Origin of the sequence: Proteus sp. G2674 (assembly GCF_009915195.1) — a bacterium.
Lineage (GTDB): Bacteria > Pseudomonadota > Gammaproteobacteria > Enterobacterales > Enterobacteriaceae > Proteus > Proteus mirabilis.
Genome location: NZ_JAABLS010000039.1, coordinates 15054 through 28823 on the forward strand (window position 1 = coordinate 15054; position 13770 = coordinate 28823).

The window sequence follows — 13770 nt, forward strand, 5'->3', positions numbered from 1 at the left end:
AGCTAGAAGCAACCGATTACGGTGTGTATAATGCCGCGGCAATATTTTCCATTTCTTAAAAGCCGCCTTGGTGAGATATTGCTATGTTACGAATTAAAAAAGAAGCACTTACATTTGATGATGTTTTGTTAGTTCCTGCACACTCGACTGTCCTTCCTAATACTGCTGATTTATCTACTCAACTGACTGAAACAATTCGCTTAAATGTGCCTATGCTTTCTGCTGCAATGGATACTGTGACTGAAGCATCTTTAGCTATTGCATTAGCTCAAGAAGGTGGAATTGGTTTTATCCACAAAAACATGCCTATCGAACGCCAAGCTGAAGAAGTTCGTCGTGTTAAAAAACATGAAAGCGGTGTTGTGACGGATCCTATCACGGTAACACCAGAAACTTCTTTACGCGAAGTCCAAGCAATGACAGAGCGTAATGGTTTTGCTGGCTATCCGGTAGTGACTAAAGACAATGAATTAGTGGGTATTATTACTGGTCGCGATGTTCGCTTTGTCACTGATTTAGATCAACCTGTCACTGCGGTAATGACGCCAAAAGAGCGTTTAGTTACCGTTAAAGAAGGTGAAGCGCGTGATGTTGTTATGCAAAAAATGCATGAGAAGCGCGTAGAAAAAGCCTTAGTAGTCGATGATCATTTCCACTTAAAAGGCATGATCACCGTTAAAGATTTCAAAAAAGCAGAACGCAAGCCTAATGCATGTAAAGATGAGCATGGTCGTTTACGTGTAGGTGCTGCGGTTGGCGCTGGTGCAGGTAACGAAGAGCGTATCGCCGCATTAGTAGCAGCTGGTGTTGATGTTCTTCTTATCGACTCCTCACATGGTCATTCCGAAGGGGTATTACAGCGTATTCGTGAAACTCGCGCTTTATATCCAAACTTACCTATTATTGGGGGTAATGTGGCAACCGCAGAAGGGGCTTTAGCGCTGGCGGATGCAGGTGTGAGTGCTGTTAAAGTGGGTATTGGCCCTGGCTCTATTTGTACCACTCGTATCGTAACAGGTGTTGGGGTTCCACAAATCACTGCGATTGCTGATGCTGTTGAAGCACTGAAAGATCGCAATATTCCGGTGATTGCTGATGGTGGTATTCGTTTCTCTGGTGATATTGCGAAAGCATTAGCCGCTGGAGCAGCATGTGTAATGGTTGGCTCTATGTTTGCAGGTACAGAAGAATCTCCGGGTGAAATCGAGCTATTCCAAGGTCGCTCTTATAAATCTTACCGCGGTATGGGCTCTTTAGGCGCAATGTCTAAAGGTTCATCAGATCGTTATTTCCAAACTGATAATGCAGCAGACAAATTAGTACCAGAAGGTATTGAAGGTCGTGTGGCATATAAAGGCTTACTGAAAAATATCGTTCACCAACAAATGGGTGGCTTACGTTCATGTATGGGCTTAACAGGCTGTGCAACCATCAAAGAATTAAATACCAAAGCTGAATTTGTTCGCATCAGTGGTGCGGGGATTCAGGAAAGCCATGTTCATGATGTGACTATCACGAAAGAATCGCCTAACTATCGTTTAGGTATGTAATTATTCGAGAAAGGCTTGAAAACAGATTATGTTAACAAGCCTTTCAATTTAATGACTTTTTATTTGTTTTGGAATTCACCACAAATGACAGCAAATATCCATAATCATCGCATTCTTATCCTTGATTTCGGTTCGCAATATACACAACTTATTGCTCGCCGTATTCGCGAAATCGGCGTTTATTGTGAACTCTGGGCATGGGATGTTACAGAAGAACAAATTCGTCAATTTAACCCCAATGGTATTATTCTGTCTGGTGGCCCTGAAAGTACTACAGAAGACAATAGCCCACGCGCTCCGGAATACGTCTTTAATGCGGGTGTGCCGGTATTAGGCATCTGCTATGGCATGCAAACTATGTCTATGCAATTAGGCGGTGATGTTGAAGTCTCAGGTGAGCGTGAATTTGGTTATTCACAAGTTGAGATCCGCGAAACCTGCGAACTGTTCCGTGATATTCAAGACTCCGTAAGTGAAGATGGCAAACCTTTATTAGATGTATGGATGAGCCACGGTGATAAAGTTACAGCTATTCCCGCTGATTTTGTCACTATTGCTAGCACTGAAACTTGCCCATTTGCGATTATGGCAAATGAAGAGAAGCGTTTCTATGGTGTACAGTTCCACCCAGAAGTTACCCATACCCATCAAGGTTTAGCCATTTTAAAACGCTTTGTGTTAGATATCTGTGGTTGTGACGCATTATGGACATCCGCGGCGATTATTGAAGATACTGTTGCTCGTTTAAAACAACAAATTGGCGACGATCACGTTATTCTCGCGCTATCGGGTGGTGTAGACTCTTCTGTTACCGCATTATTATTAAATCGTGCCATTGGTAAACGCTTAACCTGTGTATTTGTTGATAATGGCTTATTACGCCTTAACGAAGCCAAACAAGTTATGGCGATGTTTAAAGGCAAATTTGACCTCAACATTATCCATGTTGAAGCCGAAGATCGTTTCTTAACTGCGCTAAAAGGTGAAAACGATCCGGAGAAAAAACGCAAAATTATCGGTCATACCTTCATTGAAATCTTTGATGAAGAAGCGGTTAAATTACCGCAAGTCAAATGGCTAGCACAAGGCACAATCTATCCTGATGTGATTGAATCAGCCGCATCTGCAACAGGTAAAGCGCATGTGATCAAATCACACCATAACGTAGGTGGCTTACCTGAAGATATGAAGTTAGGTTTAGTAGAACCATTAAAAGAACTATTTAAAGATGAAGTGCGTAAAATCGGACTTGAATTAGGTTTACCTTACGACATGCTATACCGTCATCCATTCCCAGGACCAGGTTTAGGGGTGCGCGTATTGGGTGAAATCAAGAAAGAGTATTGTGATTTACTACGTCGTGCTGACGCTATCTTTATTGAAGAGCTACATAAAGCCGATTTATACAATAAAGTCAGCCAAGCATTTACAGTATTCCTACCTGTCCGTTCAGTGGGGGTTATGGGCGATGGCCGTAAATACGACTGGGTAGTTTCATTACGTGCTGTGGAAACCGTAGACTTTATGACCGCACATTGGGCACACCTACCTTACGATTTCTTAGGCCGTGTTTCTAATCGCATTATCAATGAAGTAAATGGTATTTCTCGCGTGGTTTATGATATCAGCGGAAAACCACCAGCAACGATTGAGTGGGAATAAAATAACGTTTATCAGCAATAGTTGATAAAGGTTAAAAAACCAAGAGCCATCAGTAAGTTACTGGTGGCTTTTTTGTTTTCTATGGTTGCTAATGGTTGACAAGAACCGAAAAAAATGACGGTATAGGCGACGGTATCAAAATATAAATTATAAAATTAAGACACTGATACCGTCATAAATTTGCTGTCATTTGACGGTATCAGCATTGAGGTTATAGCATGCTGACCGATACAAAACTAAGAAGTTTAAAGCCACAAGACAAGCTTTATAAAGTGTCTGACAGAGATGGTTTATACGTTGCAGTGACAAAAAGTGGTGTTATTTCATTTAGATATGATTATCGTTTTAATGGAAGGAGAGAAACGGTTACTTTTGGTCGATACAGTGCTGACGGTATCACGCTTGCAGAAGCAAGAGCCGAATTAATTGAAGCAAAAAGGCTACTAAACGCAGGTATATCGCCAGCTTCAAAGAAGCGTGACGGTATTGAGAGTAAAAAAATAGGGACGGTATTCAAAGACTATACCGTCAATTTCCTTAATGATGCTCAATATGCCGACTCTACAAGGGCCATGAAAGAAGCAATTATTGAAAAAGAAATCTATCCTGTATTCGGCAAGCTTCAGCTAGAAGAGATCACCACACCACGGCTTAGAGCATTGTGTGAAAAGATAAAAGATAGGGGCGCAAAAGCGACCGCATTACAAGTGCGTGAGATTGTTGGCTCTGTTTTTACTTATGCCATAGATAGAGGTTATGAAATTAGTAACCCAGCAGATGCAATAAAGGCATCTTCGATAGGTACTTTTCAAGCGCGCGAAAGGGCAATGTCACCGAAAGAAATCGGTATCTTATTTCGTGAACTAGAAAACTATAGTTGTTATCCAACCTTAAAATTGGCCGTTAAATTTGTCTTGCTGACATTAGTTAGAAAGTCTGAATTTATTCATGCTACATGGGATGAAATAGACTTTAAAAATAGACAATGGGTGATCCCTAAAGGGCGAATGAAGGGGAGAAAAGAGCACGTTATTTATCTCTCTGACCAAGCAATGGATATCTTAACCGGTATGAAAGTTTGTGCTATGGGAAGCGATTACTTAATGCCTGGTCGATATGATATTAAAAAGCCACTATCTAATGCTGCATTGAATAACGTGATTGATGGCACCGTAAAACGTATCAATGAAAAAGGTATTGAGTTCGAACCGGTTACTGTTCACGATTTACGACGCACAGCAAGCACGCTATTGCACGAAGCAGGTTATAACTCAGATTGGATAGAGAAATGTTTAGCACACGTTCAAAATGGCGTTAGAGCCGTTTACAACAAAGCTGAATATGCTGAACAGCGCAGGAATATGTTACAAGAGTGGGCTGATATGGTAGATGAATGGATAAAAGAGAAAGATTAACGCTCGGTCATTCTTCGCCAAGTGTTTTATAAGCAAGTAGTGACGATAGGTAAAGCACACCGACAACAGGCCAGATTGTGGAGTAAAACAGTCTGGCCACAATATCTTTTATATTGTCGCTTTCGTGCTTAGACTCTGAAAACAGATACCCAGCAAGCCATAAGTACACAGCTAATAATGTGAGTAAAATAATCATTAGCCGTTTTTCCTTTTGTACTGAGCGTGATCATCACCACACTCTTTAGAGCAGTAAGCGCTGTTCTCTGTTACAGGCTCTTCACGACACCAGATACAAAATCCCGTTAAGCTTTTTGCTGGTGGCTCTCTGTTTGCTAATGCGGTATTGATTTGTAGAGCCGTTAAGTCATTAGCATCATCTGCGATATCAGGCATATTTATTCCTTACAAATAAAATGAGAGTTGATAAGTTCGATACTGTTGTTAGGACATTGATTGCCCCATGCATCCCAACCTTGTGACATGTCACGAGCGAATAGCTCAATGCGACTTACATCACCGTACAACTGTTCAAGACGGTTTTTTACTTCCCATGGCTTTTCGCTATGCTCACCTAAACAACTAAATACGATTTGCTTAACACTAGCACTAATGCGCTGTAATCCATTGCCTCGAGTAGCGATTAAAACATCTTCACTATTGGCTCTGGTGTAGTTTCCCCCATTCATTTTTGTTTCAGCATCTAATAGTTCAAACAGGTCGTGATAATCAAATAACTCGCCGTTTTGAATCGCCTTATCAATTCGTTGCCACGCTAAAGGGTTAAACTTAACCCAAGTAAAAGCTTTCATTGTGCGGACTTTAAAACCCCACGCTTCGGCTAATTTAATAGCCTCGAGTACAAAATTACCTGTATACCACATGGCAAGAACTGCGTTATCAGATGCAATAGAATGAATAGGGATATGGGTTAAATTGAAGAGGGAGGTTGTTGGATAATGATTTTTAGCAGCACCGTTTGAAACTTTATTTTTGTAATCCCACGGAGGATCACAATAGATTAGGTCGTATTTTTTCATTTAACCTCCTTAAGAAAAGAGATCCAGTGCGTTTTATCGTTCTTACCTACACGCTGTACCGCTGTTGGTTTTTGGTCTGTTAGTGCTAAAATTTGTTTAACAGGTATTTGGGTTTCATTCCATTTGAACAGCAATGTTCCTCCAGGCTTAAGCACTCTAAATGCTTCACTAAACCCTTTACTTAAATCTTCTCTCCATGATTCTTTATTTAACGAACCGTATTTTTTAAACATCCAACTATTTTTACCAACTCTAATTAAATGAGGAGGGTCAAATAGCACCTGATAAAAGGTATTATCTGGTAATGGAAGGTTTTTAAAATCAGAAATAATATCTGGTGTTATATTTAAAATTCTTCCATCACATAAAATATATTGTTCAGCTCTAATATCATTAAATAAAACTCGCTCGTCTTGTTTATCAAAATAAAACATGCGAGAGCCACAACACATATCAAGTATTGGTTTCATTGTATCCTCTGAATTTTAGGTATAAAAAACCCTGCTAGTGCAGGGCATCGTTTCAAATTTTTTTTGCTCTTTTTTTTGCTTTCATTATTAACCGTTCATAACAATAATTCATAACAAAAAAACTAAGTAATGAGAAAATTGCAATTAAAAAACTGAAATATGATATTAGAAAAAACATCCCAAGAAAAGGGAATATAAATGATAACAACTTAAACAATCCAAAAACTCTATACTTAAAAATTATTATTTTTATTTTGTCAAGTTCATCACCAGAAGATATAAATAATGAAAAAATAAAAAATGAGTTTAATGAAAGAGACATGGAAAAGAAGAATATTGATAAATATATTTCCACTAACTCAATCATACTGGCTGTTTTAAAATTAAAACTAAGCATTCCTATAAAAAAAGTTGCTGAAATTATTGATAAGGATGCTGATGATATAAAATAAAAATTATACTCTTTGTTTCTATAGTGCTCATCGGATAGCAGATCGATATCTTCTCGCACGGAAGGCGTATGTGAAAATAGCTTTCGATAAAGTTTTATACATTTATTTTTCATACTGTTGATAAATATTTTTCAGAATTACATTACTATGACTTTACTTCTTTATATAGTAAAACTCAATCACCCATACCCATTCGTTATTTACCCAGCTATCAATTCCATATATTGCAATCCATTCCACAGCAAAGTCAGAAGTATGTGCATTTAATTTCCCGTTAACTCCCTCGGCTTCTGCATCACTTTCGCTGATATCGTTTACTTGCTGAACCCAAACATCAGTAATTTCAATTTTTCCTTTGATATTACCGTCCTTGTTTGCAATGTTGATAATGTCGCCAATCTCACCATACGGGCAATCAACATCAACAAATCCATGCCGCCATGCTGCGCATACTTGCTCTGATAGTGTGTAACCATCTTGCCATGCACTAAGATAGCGTAACCCATCTTCGGTTACTTTTGGTTGTGGTTTAATCGGTCTGCGTGTCTGCGTTTTTCTGCCATTTATGACAGCCTTTAGCATTACATCGTTAAACTTGATTCTGTCTTTCATATTCATTCTTCCGCATTGCATCCTTACACTGAGTTCTTTGGTTAACGGGTAGGGTTAGGCGTTACTCACAAACTGCCCAGCTTCATTACGCTTACGTTCGGTGTAACACTTGGGTGTCTCTCTTGATTGAGAACGTTTTTTCAACCATTCATCAACTTCTTCAGCTTCCCAAGCAACACAGCGCACAGATAAGTACATACGCTTTGGGAAATCACCTTTCTTCTCTAAGGTGCGAATAGTTGAGCGAGAAAGTCCTGTTAGCTTTAAAACAGCAGGCATACGGATAGGGTTGGTAGGTAATTTAATATTCATATTTAAACTCCTTGCGGAGCTGTATCGCTCCGCTTTAAATAGGATCACTGGTATTCAGGGCGCATATCGTTAAGAGTGATAGAGAAAGATTCGTATAACTCATCACCAAGTTTTCTTTTGCTTGATTTAAGTAGCTTGTCTACTTTTTCAAATGCTTCGGTAGCTTCAGGTGAGCCAGATTCAGGAAGTGAGTTAATAGAAGCTTCTAGGGCATTACGTGCATCAATACGGTGGTATGCCTGTACTGCTTTATTTTTTAATTCAGTAAATAGGTTGATCCCCATTTCATTTTTTAAGTTCTCAATTTCTGCACGAATATTTTTAGCTTCTTCGACAGTTTGAACATCATCAATAGCTAATCTAAAGGCTTCAGCATCGAACTTAGGTATAAACTCGCCTTGAGTCTCTTTTATCGGTTCTTCATTGGTTGTCTGTTGTTGAGTGGTGATTTCATCAATGCTTACACGTTCTTTCGGTGGGGTGATGTCTTTAATCGGTCGATCTTCAAGTTCTTCTGGCGTATACACACCAAGAATCACTTCAGGGCAATAAAGACGGGCCCAATATTTTACAGCGAGATACGCGATTTGTTGCTTAGGCATTGTTTTCCAAAGTGGTGAGTTTCTAGTCTGTACATCAGCAAGGTAAACAGGCTCACCCCATGTAATTTCTTCTTCACCTCTTAAAATTGCACCGACTTCAATAAATAAACCCGATTCATCACGTTTATCTTTCATGCCTACAATTTTTTCCCAGTCGCCACCGTATTTGTAATGGAATCGACCTACAACAGCATTTGAACTGGTAATAACTGCATTTACTAATTGGGCTTCATAACCAAGCACACCATTGATGACATGTGTTTTTTGACCGACAACGAAAGGATCCATTCCCCAGCGTGCGGACTGCATTGTGATAGCTAGACAATCAGATGGTTTACCTTGCAGATGTCTTGGCACCGTTGCTGTACCTGATGCCATTAGCTCAGCAAATTTAACAATACGGTCTAATGATTCGGGATTAAAAAGTAATGATGTGTTATTCATTACTGATTGGTTTCTTTCGAGAGTTGCTACTTCTGACATAATATTTACTCCAAACGTGCGCCTGATTGTTCAAGCGCAGTTTTATTAAGCGACTTCGTTTTGCAGTTCTTCTAACTTTCTCTGCTCAAAGTCAGTGATACCGATAGTGAGAGTAGTGGTGATAGGCGCTGGCCAATATCCTGTATCCATAGCTTCACGGATATCACGCAGTGTCTTTTTGTACTCAGAGCGACCCAGTTCAAGTAATTCAGGAGAGGCTTCAACGATAGCGACCCAGTGGTAATGCTCGTCTTTGTTAACGAATATCCAGAAGAACTGGTCAAGCATTGCCACATCACAATACATAGCTGCACTGATGTGATAATCGCGATTAATGATTTCTCTGCGGATCATGGTTTCAATGGCATCTTGTTTAAATCGACCAAGTGCTACTGATTTGAGGTCAAAACCTAATCGGTTATTTTCTGTTTGAATTTCGATATCAGGACGAACACGAATTTCAAGGCCGGTATCTTCATCAATGCCGTAGTAACTCACTTCTGATACACGGTTAGGGTGGTTTAATAAACTGGATGCTTCTTTGTGGTTCATAACAGCGTTACGCATGTTATTTGCCATTTCATAGTCAACGGTTTGAACATGAATTTTTGAATCGTCACTAAGCCACTGGCTAATGATTTCATCTTCAAATACAGCATCAGTGTTCACTTCTTTAATGACCTGCATGAGGTCATCTTTTTTGACGGGTTTTCTAAGTGGCTCAGGTTTATTTGTTTCTGCCAAATATAATTCAGGATTGATGTGGTGGTATATCTGCTCAAGTAATGCATCTGTATTACCTGAGGTTTTCAATGGTGTTGGCAAAGTATCGTTATAGGCTTTGATACAGGCTTTCATTGCGGCACCAGTAAATTTCCCATCTTCGGGGATGGTTTTAAATTCATCGGGCAACTGCATGTATATCTGACCTAGCTCTTCGGCTTTTCCGCTGGTGGAAAGTTGCGGTGTCAGAGTGGCATTATGTTCTTCAATAATTGCTTTTAACTCATCTTGTGAGAGCTTCTTAGGCAACTTATTGTTGTATTCGTCAATCCATGACTTCATTGTTTCTGTTGTTGTAAAGGCACCTTCTGGAATAATTGGTTTAACACTGAATTCAGCATCAAACTTTTCAGGTTCCATTGTTAACGTGTGGAATGCGCTACCTAAGTCGAAACAACGCTTATTTTCACGCTCAATAACTTTTGTTACATGGCGTAACTCGTAATACATCAAACTAATACGAGCATCTTTTAGCATCGAACTACTGATGCCGTTTGAACTGTGATACACCTCGTTAGGAATATCTGGATAACGACCAGGTTCAAAATAAGCAGGTTGGTCATTTTCTTCCTGTGGAATATCTTCCGTCTTCTCATGTTGACCGTTTTGGTTATCTTTACTGGCGTTAAAAATCACCTCTTCCTGAGGTACTTCCTTTTTTTCTACCTCATTTGAGGTGGTTTTTGGATTTATTAATGAGTTAAAGTGATTAACTCTATGACGAACGCTACGCATATCAGGGTTATCAATAAATGACATAATAGCGTTAACGATTTGCTCTTCACTGAGTTCACTGCTGATATTAGGAACCAATGAAAGTGCAAGTAGCGTGATATTAATAAAGTGGTCATATTGCTTAAACTCTTCTTTTTCAATATCACCATTGATATGAGCTGTTAGCGCATCTACTTGTTCGCTATCAGTAATATCTTGGTTAAGTAAAAGAGCTTTTGCAATCAACACATTTAAGTGCTTAGTGTCTGACATTTTGTTTACCTACTAATTGTTCTGTTTGTAATGCGAGCTTTCTTACATAAGCCCACTCAATACCGGCTTTAAAATTGTCAAATGACTGTGACTCATTTAAGCCAGATAAGGTAAATACATGCTTACCGTCTTTGATATAAAAGATCATGACTAATCACCAAATTGGTTATGTCTGAGCGCATTAAAAAATCAGTCTCTTTTATCCATATTGTTAAAGAGCAAATTAACCGTATTGGTTAACTTATACTTTTAATCATAACCATAAATTAACCATTGTCAACCGTAAAAAACAAATAAATCACCAATATGGTTATGTTTGTTTTTATCACTATGAAATTTAATGATTTATTAAGAGTAAAAAGAAGCCAAGATATGACTTCTTTTTAATGGAGAGGGTTAGTCGTGGGAGATAGGCTGGTTTTTATTAATGATAAATTCAATGAAGTTTTCAATAGCGGCTTGTTCGCTGGCGGGAAGTTTTGAATAGGCTCTTCTATCATAGTTAATAGTGCCTTTATCATTTTTAGGGATCAGTAGTTCATAGGCTTGGCGACCCATTGCTTTTGCAATAGCATCAATGCTTTCAGCGGTGGCACTGGCTTCACAATTGATAATGCGGTTAACTGTTGATTGTGCAAGCCCTGAATCGACAGAAAGCTTAACTCTTGATTTTATTCCATCGTTTAACATAAATGTTGTGATGTTATCTGAGAGTATCTTGCCAATTTCAGTCGGAATATATTCTTCTTTTTCTGACTCCGCATGACCTTCTTTTAAGTGGTCTACATCCATCCAATATTTGCTAATTCTAGTCACATATTCAATTTTGCGTGACATTGGATCGGTGAGTTCACGATGACTTTTTAAATCTTTTGGTGATAGGTAACGAGAGATCATACTTGGTGCTACGCCTAACGCATCAGCCAATAGTTTTTGTTTGCCGTTGTAGTAGCGTTCAATAATATAAATCAGGTTATCTTTTCTAATTTCAGCAATGCTTTTCATTTATCCAAGTCCTTTGGTGTCTATTCTTTATACAAATTTGATTAAGTTATGGTGTATTAAACAAACAAATAACCCTTTTGGTAAAGTACCTAAACGGTTACTATTATTTATTGGTTAATCAAATTGGTGAAATTATGGAAGTTTTCGACTTTAAAAAATTTTGGAATAGCTTAACGATTAAGCAAAGAGAAGCATTTTCTCAAAGAACGGGGTATAGCCAATTGTATCTATCACATCAGCTACGCTATGCAAAACGTAAGCCTTCACTAAGTAAACTCAATAAGTTATATGATATTTGTATTGAGTTCGGTGCAGATACAACCAGAGAGCAATTAATCAATTTCTTTATTCGATAATAATTCAAAGGCTATTTATTGATAAGGATCACTTCGGTGGTCCTTAATTTTTTATTGATAACCAATAAGTCTTTTTAGGTTGATATATTTTAAAATAACGGATAGCATTTGCACATACACATAATCAAATGAGGTTGAAATGGAGATTATTAGTCGAAAAGAAGCTGCTTCAAAAGGGCTTGGAAAATTTTTTACAGGTAAGAAATGCAAGAACGGTCATGTTGCTGAACGTTATGTTTGTAATGGTGTTTGCGTTAAATGCAACTTTGAAAATTCAACAGTCTATCGCTCTGTGTTAAAGCAATTAATTAACAGCGCTAAGTGAATGGTGTTTTATGCGTGACTATGGAAAAGTTTCCCCACAATTTTGGATAGGAAAAACAGGTAAGGAAATAAGAGAAAAAGGGCATGAAGCACTTATTGTCTCTATGTACTTATTAACCAATCCTCACGCCAATATGATCGGAATGTATTACCTACCTATTATCTATATGGCGCACGAAACAGGGCTAGGTTTAGAAGGGGCTTCTAAGGGGCTTCTAAGGTGCATTGAAGCAGGTTTTTGCCACTATGATGAGGATGCTGAAGTTGTTTGGGTGATCGAGATGGCAAAATATCAAATAGCATCATCTTTGAAGCCATCAGATAACCGGTGTATCGGTATACAAAGAGAGTATGACTCTCAGCCTAAAAATCAATTTCTATCAATGTTTTATGATAAGTATAAAGATGCTTTTAATTTAAGTTCTGCAAGAGAATCATCGATAAAAAATGAAAGGGGCTTGGAAGGGGCTTTGAAGACCCTACGAAGCCAAGAACAGGAGCAGGAACAAGAACAAGATATAAAACCCCCTAAATCCCCCTTGAAAAAAAAGTCGGTACAAAAGCGAGGTTTTAATATCTTGGAAGAAAAAATACCTGATTGGCTAAATCCTGAAGTTTGGGAGAAGTGGATTGAGTACCGAAAGGAAATCAAACACCCGATAAAATCAAAACAGACGTTCAGTGGGCAAATAAAATTACTCACTGAGTGTTATGAGTTAGGTTTTTCACCTGAAGAAATAATTAGCAAAACCATTACAAATGGATGGCAAGGACTATTCAAACCAAACGTTCCACCACCACAACGGATCATTCAACCTCAAAAGAACGATGAGTTTATACCGGAGGACTTCTGATGACAGCATCATCAACCTTAGCAAGGCTAAAGCGAATAATGCCTGAGCATATTAAACCTAAATTTACTACTTCTGCTGAATTAATGGCATGGCAACGAGAGCAGGGTGAAATTGATTCAATGAGGATCGCAAATGAAAACCGAGTAGCTCGTTTAAATAAAATCATGGGTAGATCAGGTATTAGCCCATTACACCAAAATTGTTCATTCGATAATTATGACGTTACATGTGAAGACCAACAAAGAGCGTTGTACAAAGCTAAGAGATACGCTGAGCAATTTGGTAAATCATTTGGTGGGTTCATTTTCAGTGGTAATCCTGGTACTGGAAAAAATCATTTAGCGTCAGCCATAGGAAACCACATTATCCAAAAAGGGAAAAGTATTCTGATCGCTACACTGCCGGACATAATGATGAAGGTTCGTGAAACCTATCAAAAGGATGCTAAAACAACAGAGTCAAAACTGATAGATGATCTGTGTGATGTTGATTTGCTAGTGCTTGATGATGTGGGTGTACAACGTGGAAACCTCAATGAGGAATTAATTATATTTCAAGTAGTGGATCGAAGACTAGCAAACAAAAAGCCTGTTGGAGTGCTTACAAACCTAAATTATACCCAACTATCCAAAGTGTTGGATGAACGAGTAATAGATCGACTCCGAATGGGAAATCCAACAACGATAAATTTCACATGGCAAAGCTATCGGCGTTTAGTTAAGTAATTTCGTAAACTAAAAATCAAATAGGGGTTATTGGATATCAAAATCCTTAGCGTAATAAACACTGGTTAGTTTTATTTGTTGTAGGTATGCGATTGGATGTCTGAGTAGTGAAAACAGCGTATAGACGATTTGAGAGCGTTT

Annotated in this window: 17 protein-coding genes; 8 read left to right on the forward strand and 9 right to left on the reverse strand. The window is 38.4% G+C overall.

The features are described from left to right. Positions 1–83 precede the first annotated feature (83 nt). From guaB to GWI58_RS15425, 3 genes are all read left to right on the forward strand, one after another. Complete coding sequence (gene guaB, locus GWI58_RS15415) at positions 84–1550, forward strand: IMP dehydrogenase (protein WP_004243391.1); 1467 nt, start codon at positions 84–86, stop codon at positions 1548–1550. A gap of 84 nt (positions 1551–1634) precedes the next feature. Then, positions 1635–3212 carry a glutamine-hydrolyzing GMP synthase gene (guaA, locus tag GWI58_RS15420; protein WP_110229155.1) on the forward strand — a complete coding sequence of 526 codons (1578 nt, stop codon included), beginning with the start codon at positions 1635–1637 and terminating at the stop codon, positions 3210–3212. Positions 3213–3430: 218 nt separating this feature from the next. Then, positions 3431–4627 (forward strand): tyrosine-type recombinase/integrase, encoded by a 1197-nt coding sequence (locus tag GWI58_RS15425; protein ID WP_161769325.1) that lies wholly within the window; start codon positions 3431–3433, stop codon positions 4625–4627. 195 nt (positions 4628–4822) lie between these two features. Here the strand turns inward: GWI58_RS15425 and GWI58_RS15430 are convergent, their stop codons facing one another. Genes GWI58_RS15430 through GWI58_RS15440 form a run of 3 tightly spaced genes read right to left on the reverse strand, consistent with a single transcriptional unit; the run spans position 4823 to position 6134 of the window. Continuing rightward, positions 4823–5020: a hypothetical protein gene (locus GWI58_RS15430; RefSeq protein WP_036936127.1), complete on the reverse strand. Its 198-nt coding sequence runs from the start codon at positions 5018–5020 to the stop codon at positions 4823–4825. Positions 5021–5022: 2 nt separating this feature from the next. Next, a complete protein-coding gene (locus tag GWI58_RS15435) occupies positions 5023–5664 on the reverse strand; it encodes an MT-A70 family methyltransferase (RefSeq protein WP_161769326.1) in 642 nt (213 codons plus the stop codon). After that, the gene (locus GWI58_RS15440; protein WP_161769327.1) at positions 5661–6134 is read right to left on the reverse strand and encodes a class I SAM-dependent methyltransferase; all 474 of its coding nucleotides are present in this window, start codon (positions 6132–6134) and stop codon (positions 5661–5663) included. Before GWI58_RS15440 ends, GWI58_RS15435 begins: the two co-directional genes overlap by 4 nt. Before the next feature lie 320 nt (positions 6135–6454). On the opposite strand from GWI58_RS15440, the gene GWI58_RS17945 reads away from it, so the two are divergent. After that, on the forward strand, positions 6455–6586 hold the full coding sequence (locus GWI58_RS17945) for a hypothetical protein (protein WP_258165033.1): 132 nt from the start codon (positions 6455–6457) through the stop codon (positions 6584–6586). 153 nt (positions 6587–6739) lie between these two features. Here the strand turns inward: GWI58_RS17945 and GWI58_RS15445 are convergent, their stop codons facing one another. From GWI58_RS15445 to GWI58_RS15465, 6 genes are all read right to left on the reverse strand, one after another. Then, entirely contained in the window at positions 6740–7198 is a 459-nt protein-coding gene (locus GWI58_RS15445; protein ID WP_161769328.1) for an ASCH domain-containing protein, read from the reverse strand. Between the two features lie 54 nt (positions 7199–7252). After that, positions 7253–7510 (reverse strand): helix-turn-helix transcriptional regulator, encoded by a 258-nt coding sequence (locus GWI58_RS15450; protein WP_161769329.1) that lies wholly within the window; start codon positions 7508–7510, stop codon positions 7253–7255. Positions 7511–7554: 44 nt separating this feature from the next. Next, complete coding sequence (locus GWI58_RS15455; protein WP_049203700.1) at positions 7555–8595, reverse strand: RecT family recombinase; 1041 nt, start codon at positions 8593–8595, stop codon at positions 7555–7557. A gap of 45 nt (positions 8596–8640) precedes the next feature. Continuing rightward, on the reverse strand, positions 8641–10365 hold the full coding sequence (locus tag GWI58_RS15460) for a PD-(D/E)XK nuclease-like domain-containing protein (RefSeq protein WP_161769330.1): 1725 nt from the start codon (positions 10363–10365) through the stop codon (positions 8641–8643). Next, positions 10352–10513 carry a hypothetical protein gene (locus GWI58_RS17775; protein ID WP_004243375.1) on the reverse strand — a complete coding sequence of 54 codons (162 nt, stop codon included), beginning with the start codon at positions 10511–10513 and terminating at the stop codon, positions 10352–10354. The genes GWI58_RS15460 and GWI58_RS17775 overlap by 14 nt, the downstream gene beginning before the upstream one ends. 248 nt (positions 10514–10761) lie before the next feature. Next, entirely contained in the window at positions 10762–11370 is a 609-nt protein-coding gene (locus GWI58_RS15465) for a hypothetical protein (protein WP_004243373.1), read from the reverse strand. A gap of 134 nt (positions 11371–11504) precedes the next feature. On the opposite strand from GWI58_RS15465, the gene GWI58_RS15470 reads away from it, so the two are divergent. From GWI58_RS15470 to GWI58_RS15485, 4 genes are all read left to right on the forward strand, one after another. Then, positions 11505–11726 (forward strand): hypothetical protein, encoded by a 222-nt coding sequence (locus GWI58_RS15470; protein WP_223231915.1) that lies wholly within the window; start codon positions 11505–11507, stop codon positions 11724–11726. 139 nt (positions 11727–11865) lie between these two features. After that, positions 11866–12051, forward strand: coding sequence for a hypothetical protein (locus GWI58_RS15475; RefSeq protein WP_004243371.1), 186 nt, complete (start codon positions 11866–11868; stop codon positions 12049–12051). A gap of 10 nt (positions 12052–12061) precedes the next feature. Beyond that, positions 12062–12904 (forward strand): hypothetical protein, encoded by an 843-nt coding sequence (locus GWI58_RS15480; RefSeq protein ID WP_004243369.1) that lies wholly within the window; start codon positions 12062–12064, stop codon positions 12902–12904. After that, positions 12904–13629 carry an ATP-binding protein gene (locus GWI58_RS15485; RefSeq protein ID WP_004243368.1) on the forward strand — a complete coding sequence of 242 codons (726 nt, stop codon included), beginning with the start codon at positions 12904–12906 and terminating at the stop codon, positions 13627–13629. Before GWI58_RS15480 ends, GWI58_RS15485 begins: the two co-directional genes overlap by 1 nt. Positions 13630–13770 lie beyond the last annotated feature (141 nt).

Excerpts from the sequence above, each read along its gene's own strand:
- guaB (WP_004243391.1), top strand. The coding sequence starts at position 84 with ATGTTACGAATTAAAAAAGAAGCACTTACATTTGATGATGTTTTGTTA.
- guaA (WP_110229155.1), top strand. The coding sequence starts at position 1,635 with ATGACAGCAAATATCCATAATCATCGCATTCTTATCCTTGATTTCGGT.
- GWI58_RS15425 (WP_161769325.1), top strand. The coding sequence starts at position 3,431 with ATGCTGACCGATACAAAACTAAGAAGTTTAAAGCCACAAGACAAGCTT.
- GWI58_RS15430 (WP_036936127.1), bottom strand. The coding sequence starts at position 5,020 with ATGCCTGATATCGCAGATGATGCTAATGACTTAACGGCTCTACAAATC.
- GWI58_RS15435 (WP_161769326.1), bottom strand. The coding sequence starts at position 5,664 with ATGAAAAAATACGACCTAATCTATTGTGATCCTCCGTGGGATTACAAA.
- GWI58_RS15440 (WP_161769327.1), bottom strand. The coding sequence starts at position 6,134 with ATGAAACCAATACTTGATATGTGTTGTGGCTCTCGCATGTTTTATTTT.
- GWI58_RS17945 (WP_258165033.1), top strand. The coding sequence starts at position 6,455 with ATGGAAAAGAAGAATATTGATAAATATATTTCCACTAACTCAATCATA.
- GWI58_RS15445 (WP_161769328.1), bottom strand. The coding sequence starts at position 7,198 with ATGAAAGACAGAATCAAGTTTAACGATGTAATGCTAAAGGCTGTCATA.
- GWI58_RS15450 (WP_161769329.1), bottom strand. The coding sequence starts at position 7,510 with ATGAATATTAAATTACCTACCAACCCTATCCGTATGCCTGCTGTTTTA.
- GWI58_RS15455 (WP_049203700.1), bottom strand. The coding sequence starts at position 8,595 with ATGTCAGAAGTAGCAACTCTCGAAAGAAACCAATCAGTAATGAATAAC.
- GWI58_RS15460 (WP_161769330.1), bottom strand. The coding sequence starts at position 10,365 with ATGTCAGACACTAAGCACTTAAATGTGTTGATTGCAAAAGCTCTTTTA.
- GWI58_RS17775 (WP_004243375.1), bottom strand. The coding sequence starts at position 10,513 with ATGATCTTTTATATCAAAGACGGTAAGCATGTATTTACCTTATCTGGC.
- GWI58_RS15465 (WP_004243373.1), bottom strand. The coding sequence starts at position 11,370 with ATGAAAAGCATTGCTGAAATTAGAAAAGATAACCTGATTTATATTATT.
- GWI58_RS15470 (WP_223231915.1), top strand. The coding sequence starts at position 11,505 with ATGGAAGTTTTCGACTTTAAAAAATTTTGGAATAGCTTAACGATTAAG.
- GWI58_RS15475 (WP_004243371.1), top strand. The coding sequence starts at position 11,866 with ATGGAGATTATTAGTCGAAAAGAAGCTGCTTCAAAAGGGCTTGGAAAA.
- GWI58_RS15480 (WP_004243369.1), top strand. The coding sequence starts at position 12,062 with ATGCGTGACTATGGAAAAGTTTCCCCACAATTTTGGATAGGAAAAACA.
- GWI58_RS15485 (WP_004243368.1), top strand. The coding sequence starts at position 12,904 with ATGACAGCATCATCAACCTTAGCAAGGCTAAAGCGAATAATGCCTGAG.